Here is a 17,991-nt window from a genome sequence, read left to right as displayed (position 1 = left end):
ACCGAGACACCGACGCTTCCCCATGCACTGTGGTTGGGGCCGGTGGCGGTGATTAGGCCTGCCCGGCATGGCCGAGGCGATCGGACCGGTCGGTCCAACCCTGGCGTCCAAACCAATGCTCTGCACGGCGAACAGCGTCGCGCGGAGCACCGCAGGCGACCGCTTGCTGATAGCTGGAGACAGCGCGATGGCCTTGCCCCCTCGTCATCGCAGGGATTGTTCAACGCGCTCGCGACTTCGCTGGGCGCGGGCGAGGCAACGCTTGCCAAAGCTGCCGGTCACCACGACGCGGCCCGGCTTACGCCGCCCCAATAGGCAGTATCTAGCAAGCCTATCTTGGCCGCCATGCGACCTATTATGACATGGAAACGCGTTGGCCCGAGGCGCCATTTTGGAGTCGGCGCGCGGCTTCCACAGGCTGAAGGCCCCTGCATCATCCATTCACCTGAGCAGATGCACAGCCGGACAGAATCGAATTGTTGGAACATCGGCGCTCGGCTTGGGTTGTACGGTTCTTAACCATTGGAAGAATGTAATGTTGGCGTCTTTAACGAAAATTGCTCCTGCGGCTGTCATTCTGGTTGGTGCGCTGGGCTTGGGTGGATGCGCTACCAAAGGGTATGTGCGGGATCAGATCGCTCCGGTAAGCCAGCGCGTTGATGCACTCGAGACAAGACTGCAAGAAACCGATGGCACAGCGAAGTCGGCATTGGCGCAGGCACAGGCCGCAGCCGGGCAGGCACAGAATAATGGCCAGCGCCTGGATCAACTCAATGGCCGGGTGGATGGCATTGAGCAGCGGATGCAGGAAAATCAACGGAAGCGGCCACGCAATTGATGCAGCAATGCAGCAAATACTGATCGGCCAAATGCCGATCGGATTGTGATTTTCCGCGTCGACCCTTCCTCGGGCGACGACGTTCAAGTTGAGCGCCTCAAGCGATGATTAATATCTTTCTGGCGCTTGCTGGACTTGTAACGATTGTACCGGCGGCGGAGAGCTCTCAGCCGCCGGTGCAGTCGCGGTCGGGAAGCGTGGAAGCCCAGCGTGGCGTAAACCAATCGGCGGCGACTATGCGCGTCGCCGATTGGATCGCTTCCTCAGGCGACAATACTTCCCTGCCATATATCATTATCGACAAGAACAACGCTTCCCTCTTCCTGTTCGATGCAAAGGGGAAACCGCTCGGCAAGGTTCCGGTACTGATCGGTGTTGCAGTCGGAGATGAGGCAAGCCCCGGCATCGGCAGCAAGAATCTCGCCGAGATCGGTCCTGCGGAGAAGACGACGCCTGCCGGGCGCTTCCTTGCGAAATTTGGATTGGCCGCTGGGCGGCAAAGAGTGCTTTGGGTCGATTATGCCACATCTGTAGCGCTCCATCCGATTCCGCAAGGGACCAGTAAGGAACGGCGCCGTCAGCGAATGCTGTCCCCCACTACAGACGACAACCGCATAACATTTGGGTGCATCAATGTGCCCATGGCCTTTTATGGCAAGAGCGTGCGTCCGCTTTTCCAGAAGAAGGGTGGATATGTTTATATATTGCCCGACACCAAGCCGCTTGAGGAAGTTTTCCCCCCCTTGCGGGTTCAGGCCGTCATGAACGGCGGCACACCTTGATAGCGAGGTGTTCAGCGATCACCAATCCAGCTACACCGCCATCGGCAATCGCATCCGCGTCCTGCCGATCATGCTCGACAATCCGCCATGGCGCGCGCGGATCAAGCTACGCCTTCGAAGGAGAGTAAGGCAAAGCTCGCCAACCATGCTCGCCCATATAGTCACCGAGGACATGATCCATCGCAGCCCACAAATGCTCGTTTGCCCAATTGAGTAAACGCTCCTTGGTGACGTTCTCCGCAGATGTGACAGCTATACCGCATCGCCCAGGCGCGACTGAGGTTTAGTCCGTCGAGATGTGCCAGCTTGCCGTCGCTTCGATCGCTCACCTGGGCTGGAACAAACAAAACCGCTGGCTCGCCTTCCCCCAATCCGGGCAGAAAGCGTGCAAGCCAGGAGGCGAAAGCTGCGTCCTTCAGCAAGGAACGCATCGCCAGCGCCTCTGTCAGGACTGGCGGCAGGCAGTCGTCGCCGCCGGTACGAGAGCGTAGGCGGTATTCGCATGCGTTCCAGCGCGCACCGGATAAGCGAGCAGCGGCGGATAGCGGTGGAACGCATGCGCGAGGGCATCCGCGAATGGCCGAAGGATTGCCGCATAAGGGCTCGCCGCAATGTGCAGGTCTCCGGCAAGCATTGGCAACGACGCCCAGCAAGCCGTAGCTCTCTACCTGCCAAAACGATATGAGAGCGAAAGGAAACCAAGCGGCTGCGTCTTGTGAAAAACGATCGGGCTGTCCTGCACCTTGCCGAGCAGAGTGGTCACGCCGCCTGTGACGCCAAGGCTGAACCTGTCCGTGAGCCGATACTGCGCACTGAGCATGAACGAGGCATCGTTGAATCCACCCCCTGGCCGGAATTGCGGCAGCCCGGACGCAAGGGACTGTTCCGCATTCACGCCGAAATATCGATCATTGTGCTTCTTGTCGGCCCATGTTGTCCCGATCGTGGGGATAAGCGTCAGACGTGGCGAGACTGACACCGGGTACGACAGGCTTGCATCAGCGATAATGCCCTTCGTGCTACCGGCAAACCCCTTCGTCGCACCGATTGTGGCGACGAAGCCCGCGCCCTTGAGGCTCATGAAACCCCGGCCGCCTGCGCCGAACGATAGCTTGCCTATCCCGTCGGGCACATCCTTGCTGCGATAGCCCTGCATGACCGTCACGCTCGCCCCAATGGTAATATGATCGGTGTCGACAGCGTTGATGCCGATGCCGTTTTGCAGATTGGCGAAAAATGGGCCCCAGGCCACGTCGATCACCGGGATCGGCAGAGCACGATAATCGTCTGCGCCCTGATAGGCCGGAGCGTAGCCCGCGCCGATGCCGATGACGATATGGTCTTTATCCTTGTCATTCTCCTGCTCTTGAGCCTGTGCCGAGGCGCCCCAGAAGATGAGTGAAAGCATGGCAAACGCCGCAATGAGACGGCTATGGGTGAGGGAAAGAAAAGTGTTGGAAAGATAGGTCACAAATACTCTCACAGGGTTTGCGCCACGGAGGCCGTGCACGCTGGGGGGAAAGAGATATTAGCCTGCTCGAAAAGACATTCGTTCAGACGAGCCGGATGGTTGATTCCAGGTGATGATGCGCCGACGCGGCAGAAGGCGGCGCGCCATCCCGTTCGCAGCGCGACGGCGCGACAAGGTTTTCGATCATTCTGATCTGCTGCGGATTATAGCCGGCGCGGCGGAGGCGCTCATGCTCGACTTCCGCCACTTCGCACCGTTGAAGCCGGAACAGGACTGCGTAGCGCCGAAGGGCTTCAAGCCGAGGATTGGCGAGCGGCAGATGCTGGCGCTGGTCGGACAGAAAGAGAGCGGAATGCCACGACGGCTTGACGCTCGATAAGGGGTCGTGGCGTGCAAGAGCGATCACCGCGAGTTCGATCGTCGTCATCATCATGTCGGGCACCGATCATCTCCTTTCCCCCTTGAGACGCCGGCACCAGCGCACACCCCCACCAAAAAATGCCGGGCTGTGCCGAGGGACTCCGCGATCGAGCGCCGGCGGATCCCATCACTGGCGACGCGGCAACAACTGGATTGCGAGACCCCAGCGCTGCGGTTAGGACCGCGCGATGCGCGAGGATCGGGTCGATGAGGAGAGACTTGCGAGCGACGGCCTCGTCGGAACCTTCATGGACTCACGGCCGGCCTTACGCCGCTACCTCATGCTGCGCGGCGCAGCCGCGGATGAAGCCGACGACATTCTCCAGGAAGTCTATCTCAAGCTTTCGGCCGACGGGATTGGTCCGGTCGCCGAACCGCGCGCCTATCTGTACCGAATGGCAACCAATCATTTCCTGGGGTTTCGCCGTACCGCGGGCCGGCGCACCCGACGCGAGGAGGATTGGGTAGAAGCGCATAGCGGCGATGAGCGGGAGATCGACGAGCAGCCATCGGCGGAAGCGCATCTCATTGCACGGGAACACCTCGCAATCCTGCAGCGCGTCCTCGACGGGCTCCCCGATCGGACTCGTGTCATCTTTCGCCGCTTCCGCATCGATGGCGAGCCCCAACGCCAGATCGCCGACGATATCGGCATCAGCGTCAGCGCGATCGAAAAGCACCTGACCCGCGCCTATGAAGCGATTACGGCTGCAAAGCTTCGTCTTGATGGGGATCGTAGCGACCCGCGGCATCTTAGGGGTGAGAGAGGTCGTCATGGCGTTTGACGCAAAGGACAGCGTTCGCGCACAGGCCATCGAATGGCACATCCGGCTCCGTCATGGCGATGACGCAGCCTGGGACGCGTTTGCCGAATGGCTGGCGGTGGACCCCGATCACGCCGAAATCTATGACGAGATCGAGCAGACCGATCTCGCGATCGAGCCGCTGCTGTCCGAAGTAACCTTTCTGGAAGCCGCCAATGATACCGAGACGCCCGCCGACCCGCCAACGTCTCGATGGCACTGGTGGGGACTTGGCGGCGGCGCACTCGCCGCGTCGATCGCGGCTGCTGCCTTCCTGGCTCCACAGGGGGCGACCAGCCGGTACGAGGTGGTAACGGCACCGGGGCAACGCGAGATCGTCACCCTTGAGGCAGGGACGCTGGTGACGCTCAACGGTTCGACGCGCATGACCTTCGACCGCAAGGATCCGCGCTTCGCGTCGCTCGCGGCAGGCGAGGCATTGTTCCAGGTACAGCATGACGACGCCCGGCCATTCGCGCTTGAGGTCGGCGAAAGCCGCGTCGAGGATCTCGGGACGGTCTTCAACGTCGTGCGAGATGCGGGCGAGGTGCGTGTCGCCGTGGCCGAGGGCAAAATCCTCTACAAATCCGGGAAAGAAGCGATCCCGCTCCAGGCAGGTCAGGCTCTGCTCGATCGATCCTCGGCAGGAGCCGTTCGCGTGACCCGCGCGCCAATCAATTCGGTCGGCGCCTGGCAGAGGGGAAGGCTCGTCTATACCGGCGAACCGCTATCGCAGGTTGCGGCCGATCTCGGCCGTGCGCTCGGAGTCCGCATTACGGTTGCGCCTGATATCGCCGACCGCCCTTTTTCGGGCGCCATTGCGATCGACGGGAGCGGGTCGGACCAGCTCAAGCGTTTGATGCCGGCTCTGAATGTGACGATCGCGCCCAGCGCCGGCGGCTGGGCGATGAAGTCTAGCGGTGCAGGGCGCTAGATGGGCGGCACTCGCCGCGAGTTCAGTCTTGGGCCTCGGCATGGCCGATGTCGCAGAAGCAAAGCGATTCAACGTCCCGGCCGGCCGTCTCGGTGAGGTCGCAGCCGCCCTGGGCGAACAGGGCGGGATCACGATTGCCGTAACGGATCCGGATCTCGCCGCCCGCCCCTCCCCTGGCGTCAGGGGCGATTTCTCTCTTCGTGCGGCACTGGCGCGCGCGTTGCGCGGAACTGGCACAGAGGCCATTTTCTACGACAGCACCACCGTTCGCATCATGAGACGCCGCGCATCACCACAAATCAAAAGGCCGGCACCGGCGCCTCCCAAAGCAGTCGATATTGATCGGGATTCCGAAATCCTCGTCACTGCCAGCAAGCAGAATATCCCGATCGACGCCTATCCCGGCTCGATCAAACTCGTCGAACTCGATTCCGGCTGGGACGCGCGCAACGCGGCCGGCGGGACCGCGTCGATCACCAAGCTGCTCCCGGCACTCGGCTCCACCAATCTCGGCCCCGCGCGCAACAAACTGTTTATTCGGGGTATCGCCGACAGCAGCTTTAACGGCCAGACCCAGGCTACGGTGGGTCAGTATCTTGGCGATGTCCGGCTCAACTACAGTGCGCCCGACCCTAACCTCAACCTTTACGATATGAAGCGCATCGAGGTTCTGGTCGGGCCGCAGGGCACGCTCTATGGCGCGAGTTCGCTTGGCGGCATCATTCGCCTCATTCCCAACGAGCCCGACCTACGCGAGGCATCCGCGACAGCGTCGGTCGGCGCCAGTTCCACGCGGTTCGGCGGGCTGGGCGGCGATGGTGCCGCCATGATCAACCTGCCAGTGATCAACGACCGGATCGGCGTCCGGTTCGTCATCTTCGGTACCCGCGAGGCAGGGTATATCGACAACCCATCGCGCGGTTTGCAGAATATCAACAGCACCGTCAGCTACGGCCAGCGGGTGACCTTGCGCATCGAGGACCTGTGGGGCCTGGACGTCGATATCGGGTCCGCTACCCACAATACCTCAACTCAGGACGGCCAATATGTTGTTCGTGGCGATCCGGCGCTTACCCGCGACGATGCCATCGCGCAGCCGTTCAAGAATACCTATTATCTGGCCTATCTCACAGCACGCCGGATGCTGGGGTCAGCAGAGCTGGTTTCGACGACCTCGATCGTCCGGCACGACCTCAAGACCGTCTTCGACGCCACAGGTCATGATGGATCGACGTCGCCCACCCGCTTCGAAGAGAACAACAACATCACCCTTGTCAGTCACGAAACAAGGATTTCAGGCGGCGGCAAGAATTCTCCCTGGGTGGCGGGGATCGCAAGCATCTATAATGCGAGCGCGCTCTCACGCTCGCTCGGTGCGCCCGATGCTCCGGCACGGATCACCGGTGTCGTCAACCAGCAGGCCGAGGCGGCTGTGTTCGGCCAGTTTTCCAAGCCGCTCTGGTCGAACCTTACGGGTACGATCGGCGGTCGCCTCACCTTCGCGCACAGCGTTGGCAATCTGCTCGACAATCCGGCAGACAAATCAAAGGAACCTTTTCGCAACGAGTTGCGCTTCTCTCCAACCTTTGCGGTCGACTGGCACCCAGGCGGACGGTTTTCCGCCTTCCTGCATTATCAGCAGGGATATCGTGCCGGCGGATTGGCCGTAGCACCATCGGGATCAGAACTGGAGAGCCGGAAGTTCGATACCGATGACTTGAAGATGAGCGAGGTCGGTATTCGGCTGGGCAACAAGGAACGTAACCGCCTGTCGCTTCGGGCAGCCTTCTTTTATGCTGACTGGAATCATATCCAGGCCGATCTTATCGACAGTTCCGGCCTGCCCTATACCACCAATATCGGCAGCGGCCGAATTTTCGGGCTGGATGCGGACATCACATGGCGTCTGTCGCCCACTGTGACGATCACCGGAGCAGCGTTCCTCAACGACAGCAATCTCTACGCCCCGGAGCCGGAGTTCTCCGGTTCCGGCATGCGGGTTTTGCCGAATGTTCCGCGCAACGGCATCCGCCTGGTGACGGGCTGGCGCGGCAATATCGGATCGGGCATGTCCCTGACCGGTGAGGCATCGCTGCGTTATGTCGGAGAATCCTGGCTCGGAATCGGACCGCTGCTCGATATACCGCAAGGACATTATACCGTCGGCGATGTCGGCGGCCGGGTCGAATTCGGAAAGTTCGGGTTTTCGCTGGATATTACCAATCTGGGCGATGTTCGCGGCAACAGCTTTGCGTTCGGTAATCCTTTTGGTCTGGCACGGCGCGATCAGATGACACCGCTGCGACCGCGAACCGTCCGATTAGGGTTGTATACACGCTTCTGAATAAGACTGCATGCGCTGGTGAGCCGGCTGCTATTCATCATATCCCAGCGCTCGTTTTGTGACGCTGATCCACCAGGCCAGTTGAAGTGCGGCACCATCGTCGCGAGAGCCGGAAATGCCCGCGCTTCGCCTGAATTCGGTCCCGAACAGCGGATCGGTTGCAAGCGCGTGATGGAAGGCGGCAACGACCAGCCTGGTGTGCAGAATGTCAGGCGCGGAGACACCTGAGGTGAATCGCGCGGCGTGCAAGGCTTCAACCACCTTCTCCAAAACCGGCGAGCCGGTTTCCCGCCAACCGGCAGCATGAAGCGCAACCGCCAGACCGCTATACCCTTGCCGATAGAGGCCGGCGAGCTTGGCAAGCAAGACACCGATGTCGGGCTCACTCTCCAACCAATCCGTGACCGTCGCGTCGATCATGGCGCGAAGCTTGTCACCGCCATAAGCGATCAAGGCTGTCAGCAGACCGTGGCGATCCACAAAGTGATGGGCGACACCAGCGTCGGTAATGCCGGCGAGCCGCGCAACGGCGCGCATCTGGACTGCGTCGACTCCGCCCTGAGCCAACAGAGTTTCGGCGGCCGCGAGGATATGGGCTCGTGCGACTTCGGGCGCGCGTCTCGCGCGGAGTGGCTTGTGGTTCACATGGCCTTCCTTTGAACGCTACCTTGACCTATCAAGGTTTGAGTTTACCTTGATCAGTCGAGGTAAGGAACTTCTTATGATCGATGATGCGCTGATCCGGCCTGATGCCGTTCTTCGTTTCGATCAGTTGGGAAGTGGGCCGGCGGCGCTTCTCCTTCATGCCGGTGGAGAGCGGCGACGAGTGTGGCACAAGATCATGGAGCCACTCGCACAGTGTGGCTTTCTGACGGTCGCCTATGATCAACGCGGACACGGCGAGAGCGGTGGAAGCTTGGACGCACCGCTGACTGCCTTTGGCGCCGATACCGCTGCGATGATCGAACACCTCATCTCACCGGTCGTTGTTGGCGCCTCGCTTGGGGGTTTGCCGCATTATCCTCTTTGGCCGATCCGAAAGTTCGGGAGAATGTTGCCGGGCTGGTGCTTGTCGATGTGGTGCCTGATCCCGATCCAGTGCGCACGCGATCGTTCCTCGAGAGCGATGGCCTGCATAGGAGTCGCGCTCTCTTGATCGGCGATATACTGGGCCGTGCGACATCACTCCGAACGGCGGCCGCCTCCCTGGATATGCCAGTGCTGATGATCCGTGCCGGGTTGCACAGTCCGTTGTCGGATGAAGATGCATATCGATTTTTGAAGCTTGTGCCGCATGCGACCATCGCCACGATCGCGGGTGCTGGACATCTTGTGGCCCGGGATAAGCCGCTTGAACTGGCGCAGGCGATTGGCGACTTCCTCCTGCAAGATGCGGTTCGGGATCGTCGCATAGGCCTGTTCCTGACCCACAGCGGCGCCGATACGCTTTGTCACCCCGGCGGCACGCTTGCCCGGCATCTGCATCGAACCGCGGAGACGCTGCGCAACTGGGGAGCTTCTCTTGCATTGATCGACGCCGGCCGTCTTCACGCGGCTTACGGCACCGACGGCTTCCTTGCGGCTCTGGCGGACGGAACCGCACGGGAGAAGATTGTCGCTGTCGTCGGGAGAGAGGCGGAGACGATCATCGATTGCTATTGCCGTTGCGACCGGGATCGCAGCTATCCCACATGGCATACCGACACGCCCATGTTGATCGATCGATCCACAGGCGCGCATGAACCGCTTTCGCCAGAGATGCGCCTGGCGTTGATCGAATTGACCGTCGCCAACGAACTCGATGTGATCGAGCATGATCCGGAAATAGCAGCCCGATTTGGCGCTCCTTTGCTTCGCCTGTTTGCGCGTTGGCGCCCATTCCTGGGAGATGGAGCCAGAGCGGCGATTTCTCGCTCAGGCTGAGGCCGTCGGCTAACGCTTCTTTCTGAATTTCAGCGCTTCGGTATCCTGATCGAGAGTCGGTGCAGCAAACGGTTCCGGCCCCACTGTGCGCCCAAACCGGATCGGCCGCGTTACGCCGCGATAGCTGCCGAGCGTCGGATGGGAGATCGTCGTTATCATTTCCTCGGCGGCAACCTGGGGGTGATCGAACATGTCCTCAACCGGCCGTACGATCGAGCACGGCACAGCATCTTCGAGCAGCCGCTCCCATTCGACCGCAGGTCGCGACAGCAGGATTTCGCGCAACCTGGGCACGATCTCACCTGCATGCTCCGCTCGTTTGCGCACGCTGTCATAGCGCGGATCGGCACCGAACGCACCGAGCCCGGTCCGTTCACACAATGCTTCCCAGAAATGCCGCGTGTTGGCCGAGAGATAGATATAGCCGTCCGCCGTGGGATAAAGGCCGGTGATGCCGCCCGATCGCATATCGCGCGGTACGTCACGCCCCTCGCCCTCGGCCTCGATCATGCGCGCCGATTGCATGGTCAGTGCGCTGCGCAGGAGCGAGACACCAACATATTGCCCCTGTGCGCTGCGCTCACGCTCGAACAAGGCGGAGGCGACGCCTGCTGCGACGAGCGCAGCAGCGTAATAATCAACGGGCGAACCATAAGTCAGTTCGGGCGGACCGTCCCGCTTGCCTTGAAGCGCGCACATACCGGTCATCGCCTGCAGCACCTGGTCGTAACCGGCCTTGGTACGCAGCGGCCCTTGCTCACCATAGCCGGTCACCGCGCAATAGATCAGGCGCGGATTGAGCTCGCTCAGTCGATCATAATCGATCCCCAGCCGCTCCGGCACGCCCGGGCGGAAATTATGCACGAGCACATCGGCCTCGGCAACGAGACCGAGCAGCACAGCCATATCCTCGGTCCGTTTCAAATCGAGGACCACGCCCTGCTTGCTGCGATTGACGCCGAGAAATGCGCGATTCTCTCCCGCGAGCGTAGAGGGGTATTGCCTGAGATTATCGCCACCCGGCGCCTCGACCTTGATCACATCGGCCCCCTGATCGGCGAGTAATGTGCAACCATAAGGGCCAGCGATATAAGCGCTGAGGTCGAGTACATTCACCCCGCTGAGCGGGCCCGACGGGCCCGAGCGCTGCGGGCTGCGGAAAACCGAAGGCGGTGTCGTCATTGCCATCACTCCGGCGCCAGCATCATCCAGGTCAGCCGCCAGCTCCGGTCTTCTCGACCACCGGCACGATAATAAGGCTGGAACATGATTGCGGCTCGGCCTTCCGGCCTTAGCCGGAGGTCCGGGCCAGGTCCGCCATCCGCCGCCGGCACACAGTCCAGCCGGATATCCGCCGCATTGCCGGCGAAACGCAGCGTCTCCTCGACCTTGAACCCGTCGATCAGACCCGTTGCATAGATCAGCGGGCCGCGGCTGACCGCCAGATAGTCGGTGCGCAGTACTTCTTGGGCAACCGGCTCGCCATCAGGTGCGAGGGATTCCTGGACATTGCTCGCGATCGCGCGGTGGATGGTCGGCGGCATCGGCAGGTCGAGTAGAATAACGTCCCCGCCCTGCCACATGCGTTCAATGCGAACATAACGACCCGGCTCCGGCGTCGGCATTTGCTCGGCGCCGTTGATCCGGAGGCTCGCTCCACGCGCCCATTCCGGAATACGGATATCGATCGGGAACGATGCGCTGGTCCGGGGCGTGACAATGATCGCGACAGCACCGTCAAAGGGATAGTCGGTCCGCTGCTCGATGCGCACGGCATCACTCGCCGGCACGGCCAGTTCTCCCTCGGATGGTCCGAGCAGGTTGATCGAGATGCCGCCGTCGCGCGTGCCCGCATAGGCAAGTGCGGGCAGTTCCTCCAGCGCCATGGCTCCGCTCGACTTGCAGCAACGCCAATAAGTCGTGTGCGTCCGCCGACCGTTCGGAAAGGAGTAATAACACCAGTCCTCACCATCCGCCGCCTGTGCGCCGAGCAGGTCATTATAGGCGCTGCGCTCGATTTCCTGCGCGAACGCGGCATCGCCCAAGATTTCGAGCAACTCGCGGTTGAGCTGGACCCAAGCCATGGTCGAGCAGGTCTCGACATAACCATGGGGACTGAACACCGATGCCGGGTTGAAGACCTCGCGCGAGCGATGCGCGACTCCACCCCAGGGGCCGCCGCCAAGTGTCAGATGATGCGCGCGAATGGCGCTCCATAGATTGCGGACCGCAACGAGAAAGTGGGCCTCGCCAGTCGCGCGGTGGAGCTTGGCGATCCCCACCAGATTCCAGAGGAGCTGATAGGCCTTGCCGGTCGCGATCTCCGAAGGATCCGCGCCCGCAAGTGCCGCCGACAACAACGCGTTGCGCGGCTCGCGCTCGGCCTGTTCCAGCACCAGCAGCGCGAGATCGAGATACCGCTGCTCGCCGGTCGCGAAATAAAGCTCGACTGCGGGGTCGATCAGCACCGTCGCCGACAAACCGAAATGGTTGCCGAGATCGGTGATGTCGATCTCGCCGTCGTGCAGCGTCCGCCAGCACAGGTCACCGATCCGCCGCGCGGCGGCCAGATAGCGGCCCTCGCCAACCTGTCGATACAGCTCGATCAACCCGAGGATCAAATAGCTATGCGTCCAGATGTCCCAAGTCCGCTCGGCCGGCGCACCATCCCAGGTCAGCGGCTTGGGTGGCTGACGACGCATGAATCGGCGTTCGGGAGCATAATTGCCGAGATAGCCGTCAGCGCCCTGCAGGCCCGTCAGATAGTCAGCGACACGACGCACATGCGCCAGCATTTCGGTATCGCCGCTCCGAACCGCGGCGCGCGTCGCTGCGACGAGCCACTTGCCCGCATGCTCACCATACCAGTCACCGGCGTGATTATGCGCCACGACATCGGGGGCAAACAGCGCGATCGCAGGACTCGTCTCATCGACGATGAAGTGCGAGAGCCGACCCTGGAGATTAGCCGCAAGAGCCTCACCCAATATCCCGTCCAGCCGGACTGAACCCGCACCGGGGAAGGTCATCGCCGGCCGGGTTGTGGAGGTAACGTCAGAGGTCAGCGGCACAACGGAATCCGATACCGGCCGAACGGTCCTTCGATGGCGCCATCAGCAGATATTTGCCATGCTCGTCGAGCCGATAGGCCTGCGGGAAATACCAGTGCGAGCCTTGCGGCTGATAATTGCTGCCGCCGCGCAGTACCGCCGCGCGCAGATGCTCGTCGACATATTCGTCTGTCCACTGCCAGACATTACCGACCATATCCATCACACCGAACGGGCTCGCCCCGGAAGGATGTGCACCGATATCGGCGGGGACGGGCATCTCGCGACCGCAACCGGGCTCGGGCGCGGCGCGCGGATCCCAGTCATTTCCCCACGGATAGCGCCGGCCGTCGGTCCCTTGCGCGGCATATTGCCATTCCCATTCGCGTGGCAGGCGCTTGCCGGCCCAAGCCGCATAGGTGCGCGCATCCTCGATCGACACCCAGGTGACCGGTTTATTCTCCCCGCCGATCGGCGGCGCGCCATCCTGCCAATGATGGAGGAAATTGCCGTCATCCGCGGGTCGGTACCCGCTGTCATCGAGGAACGTCTTGAACTGGCCATTGGTGACAGGAAAGCGATCGATCCAGAATGCCTCGACCTGCATGCGCCGGTGATGGCTCCGGCGCGCGCTCGTTTCCCAGGGATATTGGAAATCGACACCCTCGTTCGCATAGCCTTCGATCACCACACCGCGAACGGCGAAGTCGAAATCCCCAGCGGGGATCGCAATCATATCCTCCGATGCCGCGCGCGAACGGGTTTTCTCGACCACCACCAGTTTCTGCGGGGCCGATGACCATTGTGCCGAATAGGCAGCGAGCGGCGTCGCGGCGAGATCGCGCATCCGATCGAGGAAAGGTTGGAGGTCACCTGTCTTCCCTCCGGGCGCTCGTGCGACAACGGCGCCGAACCCCCGCCCTTCAAGCTCCAACGCAAATACCGCGCGGTCGCCATCGATACGCGGCGTCAGGTCCACGCCGTTCCAAGCGTCGAAATACGCACATCCGGCGACATGCGGTACGGCGAACTGCTCGCCATCGACGGCATATTCGTTGCGATTGATCAGTGTCCACAAATCGACCGCATCACCCGGGAAACGGCTAGCAAAGACCCCCGCCTGCAGCGTGAGCTCATAAGGCCGCCATTCGGCACTGACGATCAGCGCGGCGAATTGCCGCTGAACCAGCGCGACCCGGCGCAGCGTCTCCGCATCGCGTTCGGTAAGCTGGTTCCACAGCCCGAAGACGTTTTCCCAAGCAGTGTATCCGACGCCGTTGAAGAAGGCGTGCTGCAGATCATTGTTGCGGTCGCGGCTCCAGCGATTCTCGATATTGATGATATGGCGCGGCTCGAGCCATTTGAGTTTGAGGACGGTCGGAATCGACTCATTCGGGACGCGCTTGGTCCAGCTCTGCAGGTTCCACGACAGGATATGGTCGCCGGCTTGGGATGTCGTCTCGGGTTGCAACACCACCGAGCAATCAAGGCTATCGCACGCCTCCTGAAACGCACGCGGTACACCGCTATAGGTGTCGCCGTTGATCCCGTCGGCACCGGTCGCCTTGATCAGCGCCGCCATCCGCTCCCAATCGGGACGGTCATGCGCGCGCGTGCCATTGTCCCACGGCATGGTCGGGAGGAACACCTTGACCCCGCGGCGATGAAAGTCGGCGACCGCACCCTTCAGGCCCTCGATCCCGCCAGGCAGTGCTTCGATCAGGTCGAACTGGCTGCGGTCATCGACCCCGATATTGGGATAGATATACCAGATCAGCACGCTGTCGACGCCGCCGAAGCGTGTCTCCAGATCGTCGAGATAACGATCGACCGTATAGCGCCCGGTCGCCGGATCGAAGAAATAGCGGTCTTCGACCATCAGCAGCGCATGGACGAAGTTGCGCTGCGCCCAGGCAAGTTCGGGGCGGCGATAGAGCGTATCGTCGAAGCCGATCCGGATCAGATGTTCGTGCCGCCATTCGGTGAACCCGCGGACCCAATCGTCGGCGGCACCGTTCACGTCGATCTTCCATCGGCCCATCTCGGCGAAGGGCCAGCCCGGCACCTTGCCGGGCGTCGGCAGATAGGGGCCAGTCAGCGCGTGCGAGACCTTATAGTCGCTGTTCGTTCGGATCGGGGATTGGCTCATTTCAGTGGTCGTGATCCTGAAGGGCGCCGCCGGGCTGTCCGACGGCATGGTCGGCAGTTACGCCGCAATAAAGAGCGAGCCGAGCGAGCCCCGTTTCGTCCCGGGCGGACGACGCGATCAGCGCATCGACTTCGGCGCGTACCGGTACGCTTGATTGTGCGCCCAGCCGGGTGGTCGCAAGCGCGCCAGCCGCGCTGGCCCGTAGCAATGCGTCGGGCAAGACGGCGCCCATCGACAGGGCAGCGGCGAGCACGCCGCAAAAGGTATCGCCGGCCGCGGTCGTATCGACCGGCGTGACCTGAAACGCGGGCTGCAACCAATAGGCGCCGTCAGCGAACGCGCAGCAACCATGGGCGCCCAATGTTGCTACAACATATGGCACGCCGACCGACTTGAGCTGGTCCGCGATCGTTCCGCCCCGGCCGGTTATCATGGCCAGCTCCTCCTGATTGGCGATCAGGATGTCGACCGCCCCGAGCAGCTCGGCGGGCAGTGCCCGTGCCGGTGCGGCGTTGAGAATAACCCGCACACCTTCTGCCCGGGCAGTTTTCGCGAACGCGATGACCGTCGAAAGCGGGGTTTCGAGTTGCAGGACGAGGCTGTCCACCCCGGCAAGGCCGGGAAGGTCGTCCGGCACCAAAGCCATATTGGCGCCGGGCGCGACCGTAATCGCATTCTCGGCATCGTCCGAGACGCAAATCAGCGCCGCCCCGGTCGGGCGCGGGGATCGCACGATGTGCAATGCGATCCCGGCTCCCTGCAGGGATTGCTCGATCAGCGGCGCGAACAGGTCGTCGCCGAGCGCGACCAGCATCGCGGTTGCGGCACCACCGGCGCGCGCGCACGCCACGGCCTGGTTCGCGCCTTTACCGCCCGGCAGAACCGTGAGATCGCCGCCGAGCACCGTCTCGCCCGGCGCCGGGATATGCGGCGCACGGACGAGGAAGTCGACATTGGCGGACCCGGCGACCAGCACCGCGCCATGGGGTTTGGCTATCGTCATCCGGCGTCCATCGTCAGAAATCGCGGTGGAGGGTCAGCGATACTGTCCGCCCACGTCCCGCGAAATAATTCTGGAAGATGTCGACCTGCGACGAGGACAGGAAATAGAATCGGTTGGTCAGATTCTCGACGCCCAGCGCAAATGTCCCGATCTTCTCCAATTTGTAGTTCACCGTCAGGTCGAACAGCGTGTACCCACGGGTGCGCTCCTCGAGAGTCCCCTTGCCCTCGTTGATATGACGGCTGAGGATCGAACTCGCTCCCAGCGTCACCGAACCGTTCGGCACGAACCGCCATTCCACTGCCCCATTGATCTTGTCGGGACTGATATTCACCGTGCCGAGCGTCACGTCGAGCGGGGACGTGATGTTGTTGGCGGCCGTCGTGGTTCCCTTGACGTGCGAATAGAGCGCGGTCAGCTTGAGGGTCGAAGTCGGACGGACCTCGGCCGTGAAGTCGATGCCTTCGATGCGGATCGGCCGCCGGTTCAGGATATAGTCGCGCGTGACGGGATCGATCGCCAGCGTCGAACCCAGTTGCGATTTCGACACATAATAGGACGCGCCGACGCTGCCCCACCGGCCGCGCCAGTTGAACCCGGCCTCGCGACTCTCGAAGATCACCGCCTTCAGATCGAGCAGCCCCTCGACCGTCTTGCCCGGCACGTTCACGTTGCGCAGCGGAATGCCGACATTCGGCAAGGTGAAGCCCTCATTATACGATCCGAATACCGAGAAGCCGCTGCCGATGCGCCAGATCGCGCCGGCGTTGAGCAGATCGTTCTTGTACTTCAGCGTACCGCCCTTCACCGCCACGCCGTTGCGGAAATAGGTCGTGGTGTAGTCGTCGACCTTCACCTTGCCGTCCTCATGGCGCAGGCCACCGGTCAGCGTCACCGGGCCGATATCGTAGGACAGCTGGGCGTAAGGACCGAAGCTGGTATAATCCAAAGGCGGCACCCAGATGCGGTTGGTGAGCGCCAGCAACTGCTGCGTATTGTCATGCACGGCATCGATTCCGATGCGCAGTTCGAGCCCCTTGAGCAGAAAATCGGGCCGCGACCAGGAGGTGCGCAAGCCATATTTCTTCGACAGGATTTCGGATTGATCGACCAGCTGGCCGATCGGCGCGATCGCCGGATCCTGGCGATCGGCGCTGTTGTCGCCGGGGAAGCGCATCGCCTGTCGCGCCCAATAACCGGTCGCGACCAGGCTGCCGCCGAACAGGTCGGTGTTGCTGTAGTTGAGGGCCACTTGCTTGAAATCGTTGAATTCGGTTCCGGCGAGTGACACGCCGCCCGTGCCGAGTGGCGGACCGGCCTCAGCGGTATCGGGGATGCCGAGTGCCCGGCTGCCCGCAACGTAATGATAATTGCCCTTGCTCGCGAGCCTGAAATAGCTGCCGACAAGCTCAAGGCGTTGCGTGTCACCCTCTCCGAAATTGGTGCCTATCTTCGCAAAGACATTGCGCTGCGTGGAATCCGCAAGTGAGCTCGAAATGCTCAGGCCGATACGGCGACCTCTTGCGTCGTAGGTAATGCCGCGATCGACATAAGCCGCCGCGAGGAACGCGTCGAACCCGTCCTGCTTGTACGCGACGGTGCCACCGATCTTCCACACTTCGCTGTCATCGCGGAACTGGCTGCCGATACGGCCGGTCGCGCCGAAATGCAGGCCCGTTTCGGTCGCGCGCTTTGAGATATAGTTGATGATGCCACCGGCCGCGCCGATGCCCTCGGCCGCGGACGCGCCGCCGATCACTTCGATCCGCTGGACCGTCGACATGTCGGTGAAGGTCGCGTTGCGGCTACCATCGCGCAGCGGCGTGCTTTGCGGGATGCCGTCGAACAGATAAAGCGCGGTACGCCCCCGCATGGTTTCGCCAAGCGTGTTCAGCGACTGGTTCGATTCGGAATAGCCCGGCACGATGCGCGCCAGCACCGCCGTCGCATCTTCGGTGAGCGCCAATGTCCGCTGGACTTCGGCCGGTGAGATGATCGTGATCGCCCCCGGAATCCGGTCGACAGCCTTGGCCGTACGCGTTGCCGTCACAATGACGTCGGCTCCACCCTCATCCGGCGCGTCGGCTACGGTCGCATCCTGCGCAGGCGCCGGCTCGGCGGCCGCAGGCGCAGTCTGCTGGGCGTAAGCGCCGGCAGACATCGAGCTCAGTAACAATGACCCCAGCGTCACGCGAGCAAAGTTGCTCATTTCTCCCCTCCCTTGTCGGTTATTTTCTGCCCCAATAATAATGGCGGCGGACGGCGCGATAAAAT

General features: G+C 62.1%; 14 protein-coding genes and 2 pseudogenes. 7 read left to right on the top strand and 9 right to left on the bottom strand.

The genetic code is table 11. The annotated features are described in order from the left end of the window. Window positions 1-535: 535 nt before the first annotated feature. Both H3Z74_RS24345 and H3Z74_RS06680 read left to right on the top strand, forming a co-directional pair. Entirely contained in the window at window positions 536-838 is a 303-nt protein-coding gene (locus H3Z74_RS24345) for a hypothetical protein (protein WP_229726938.1), read from the top strand. A gap of 104 nt (window positions 839-942) precedes the next feature. Continuing rightward, complete coding sequence (locus tag H3Z74_RS06680; RefSeq protein ID WP_187763154.1) at window positions 943-1,620, top strand: hypothetical protein; 678 nt, start codon at window positions 943-945, stop codon at window positions 1,618-1,620. Between the two features lie 161 nt (window positions 1,621-1,781). Here the strand turns inward: H3Z74_RS06680 and H3Z74_RS24845 are convergent. The 3 genes and pseudogenes from H3Z74_RS24845 to H3Z74_RS06665 form a co-directional block, all read right to left on the bottom strand. Continuing rightward, a pseudogene (locus H3Z74_RS24845) lies at window positions 1,782-2,254 on the bottom strand (DUF2891 family protein). Between the two features lie 30 nt (window positions 2,255-2,284). Then, window positions 2,285-3,091 carry a MipA/OmpV family protein gene (locus tag H3Z74_RS06670; RefSeq protein ID WP_187763153.1) on the bottom strand — a complete coding sequence of 269 codons (807 nt, stop codon included), beginning with the start codon at window positions 3,089-3,091 and terminating at the stop codon, window positions 2,285-2,287. 82 nt (window positions 3,092-3,173) lie between these two features. Next, window positions 3,174-3,533, bottom strand: coding sequence for a hypothetical protein (locus tag H3Z74_RS06665; protein WP_187763152.1), 360 nt, complete (start codon window positions 3,531-3,533; stop codon window positions 3,174-3,176). 166 nt (window positions 3,534-3,699) lie between these two features. Here H3Z74_RS06665 and H3Z74_RS06660 point away from each other — a divergent pair, with 166 nt between their 5' ends. The 3 genes from H3Z74_RS06660 to H3Z74_RS06650 are packed head-to-tail and all read left to right on the top strand — an operon-like array spanning window position 3,700 to window position 7,592. Beyond that, on the top strand, window positions 3,700-4,296 hold the full coding sequence (locus tag H3Z74_RS06660; protein ID WP_187763151.1) for an RNA polymerase sigma factor: 597 nt from the start codon (window positions 3,700-3,702) through the stop codon (window positions 4,294-4,296). Continuing rightward, a complete protein-coding gene (locus H3Z74_RS06655; protein WP_187763150.1) occupies window positions 4,286-5,248 on the top strand; it encodes a FecR family protein in 963 nt (320 codons plus the stop codon). The genes H3Z74_RS06660 and H3Z74_RS06655 overlap by 11 nt, the downstream gene beginning before the upstream one ends. A gap of 40 nt (window positions 5,249-5,288) precedes the next feature. Beyond that, window positions 5,289-7,592: a TonB-dependent receptor gene (locus H3Z74_RS06650; protein ID WP_187763149.1), complete on the top strand. Its 2,304-nt coding sequence runs from the start codon at window positions 5,289-5,291 to the stop codon at window positions 7,590-7,592. 30 nt (window positions 7,593-7,622) lie between these two features. Here the strand turns inward: H3Z74_RS06650 and H3Z74_RS06645 are convergent, their stop codons facing one another. Next, window positions 7,623-8,237: a TetR/AcrR family transcriptional regulator gene (locus H3Z74_RS06645; protein WP_187763148.1), complete on the bottom strand. Its 615-nt coding sequence runs from the start codon at window positions 8,235-8,237 to the stop codon at window positions 7,623-7,625. A gap of 76 nt (window positions 8,238-8,313) precedes the next feature. Between H3Z74_RS06645 and H3Z74_RS24840 the strand changes: the two are divergent. After that, window positions 8,314-8,544 (top strand): annotated as a pseudogene (locus tag H3Z74_RS24840) (alpha/beta fold hydrolase); the annotation flags it as partial. A gap of 74 nt (window positions 8,545-8,618) precedes the next feature. Then, a complete protein-coding gene (locus H3Z74_RS06635) occupies window positions 8,619-9,515 on the top strand; it encodes an alpha/beta fold hydrolase (RefSeq protein ID WP_229726936.1) in 897 nt (298 codons plus the stop codon). Between the two features lie 9 nt (window positions 9,516-9,524). Here H3Z74_RS06635 and H3Z74_RS06630 read toward each other — a convergent pair whose 3' ends face one another. The 5 genes from H3Z74_RS06630 to H3Z74_RS06610 are packed head-to-tail and all read right to left on the bottom strand — an operon-like array spanning window position 9,525 to window position 17,926. Continuing rightward, window positions 9,525-10,697: a CaiB/BaiF CoA transferase family protein gene (locus H3Z74_RS06630; RefSeq protein ID WP_229726935.1), complete on the bottom strand. Its 1,173-nt coding sequence runs from the start codon at window positions 10,695-10,697 to the stop codon at window positions 9,525-9,527. Between the two features lie 5 nt (window positions 10,698-10,702). Further along, a complete protein-coding gene (locus tag H3Z74_RS06625) occupies window positions 10,703-12,544 on the bottom strand; it encodes a glycoside hydrolase family 127 protein (protein WP_187763144.1) in 1,842 nt (613 codons plus the stop codon). Between the two features lie 25 nt (window positions 12,545-12,569). Further along, window positions 12,570-14,714: a formylglycine-generating enzyme family protein gene (locus H3Z74_RS06620; protein WP_187763143.1), complete on the bottom strand. Its 2,145-nt coding sequence runs from the start codon at window positions 14,712-14,714 to the stop codon at window positions 12,570-12,572. Window position 14,715: 1 nt separating this feature from the next. Next, entirely contained in the window at window positions 14,716-15,717 is a 1,002-nt protein-coding gene (locus H3Z74_RS06615; RefSeq protein ID WP_187763142.1) for a ribokinase, read from the bottom strand. A gap of 13 nt (window positions 15,718-15,730) precedes the next feature. After that, entirely contained in the window at window positions 15,731-17,926 is a 2,196-nt protein-coding gene (locus H3Z74_RS06610; protein ID WP_187763141.1) for a TonB-dependent receptor, read from the bottom strand. Window positions 17,927-17,991: the final 65 nt, after the last annotated feature.

The organism is Sphingomonas alpina, assembly GCF_014490665.1.
Classification (GTDB): Bacteria; Pseudomonadota; Alphaproteobacteria; order Sphingomonadales; family Sphingomonadaceae; genus Sphingomonas; species Sphingomonas alpina.
This window is presented reverse-complemented; position numbering and strand designations above follow the sequence as displayed.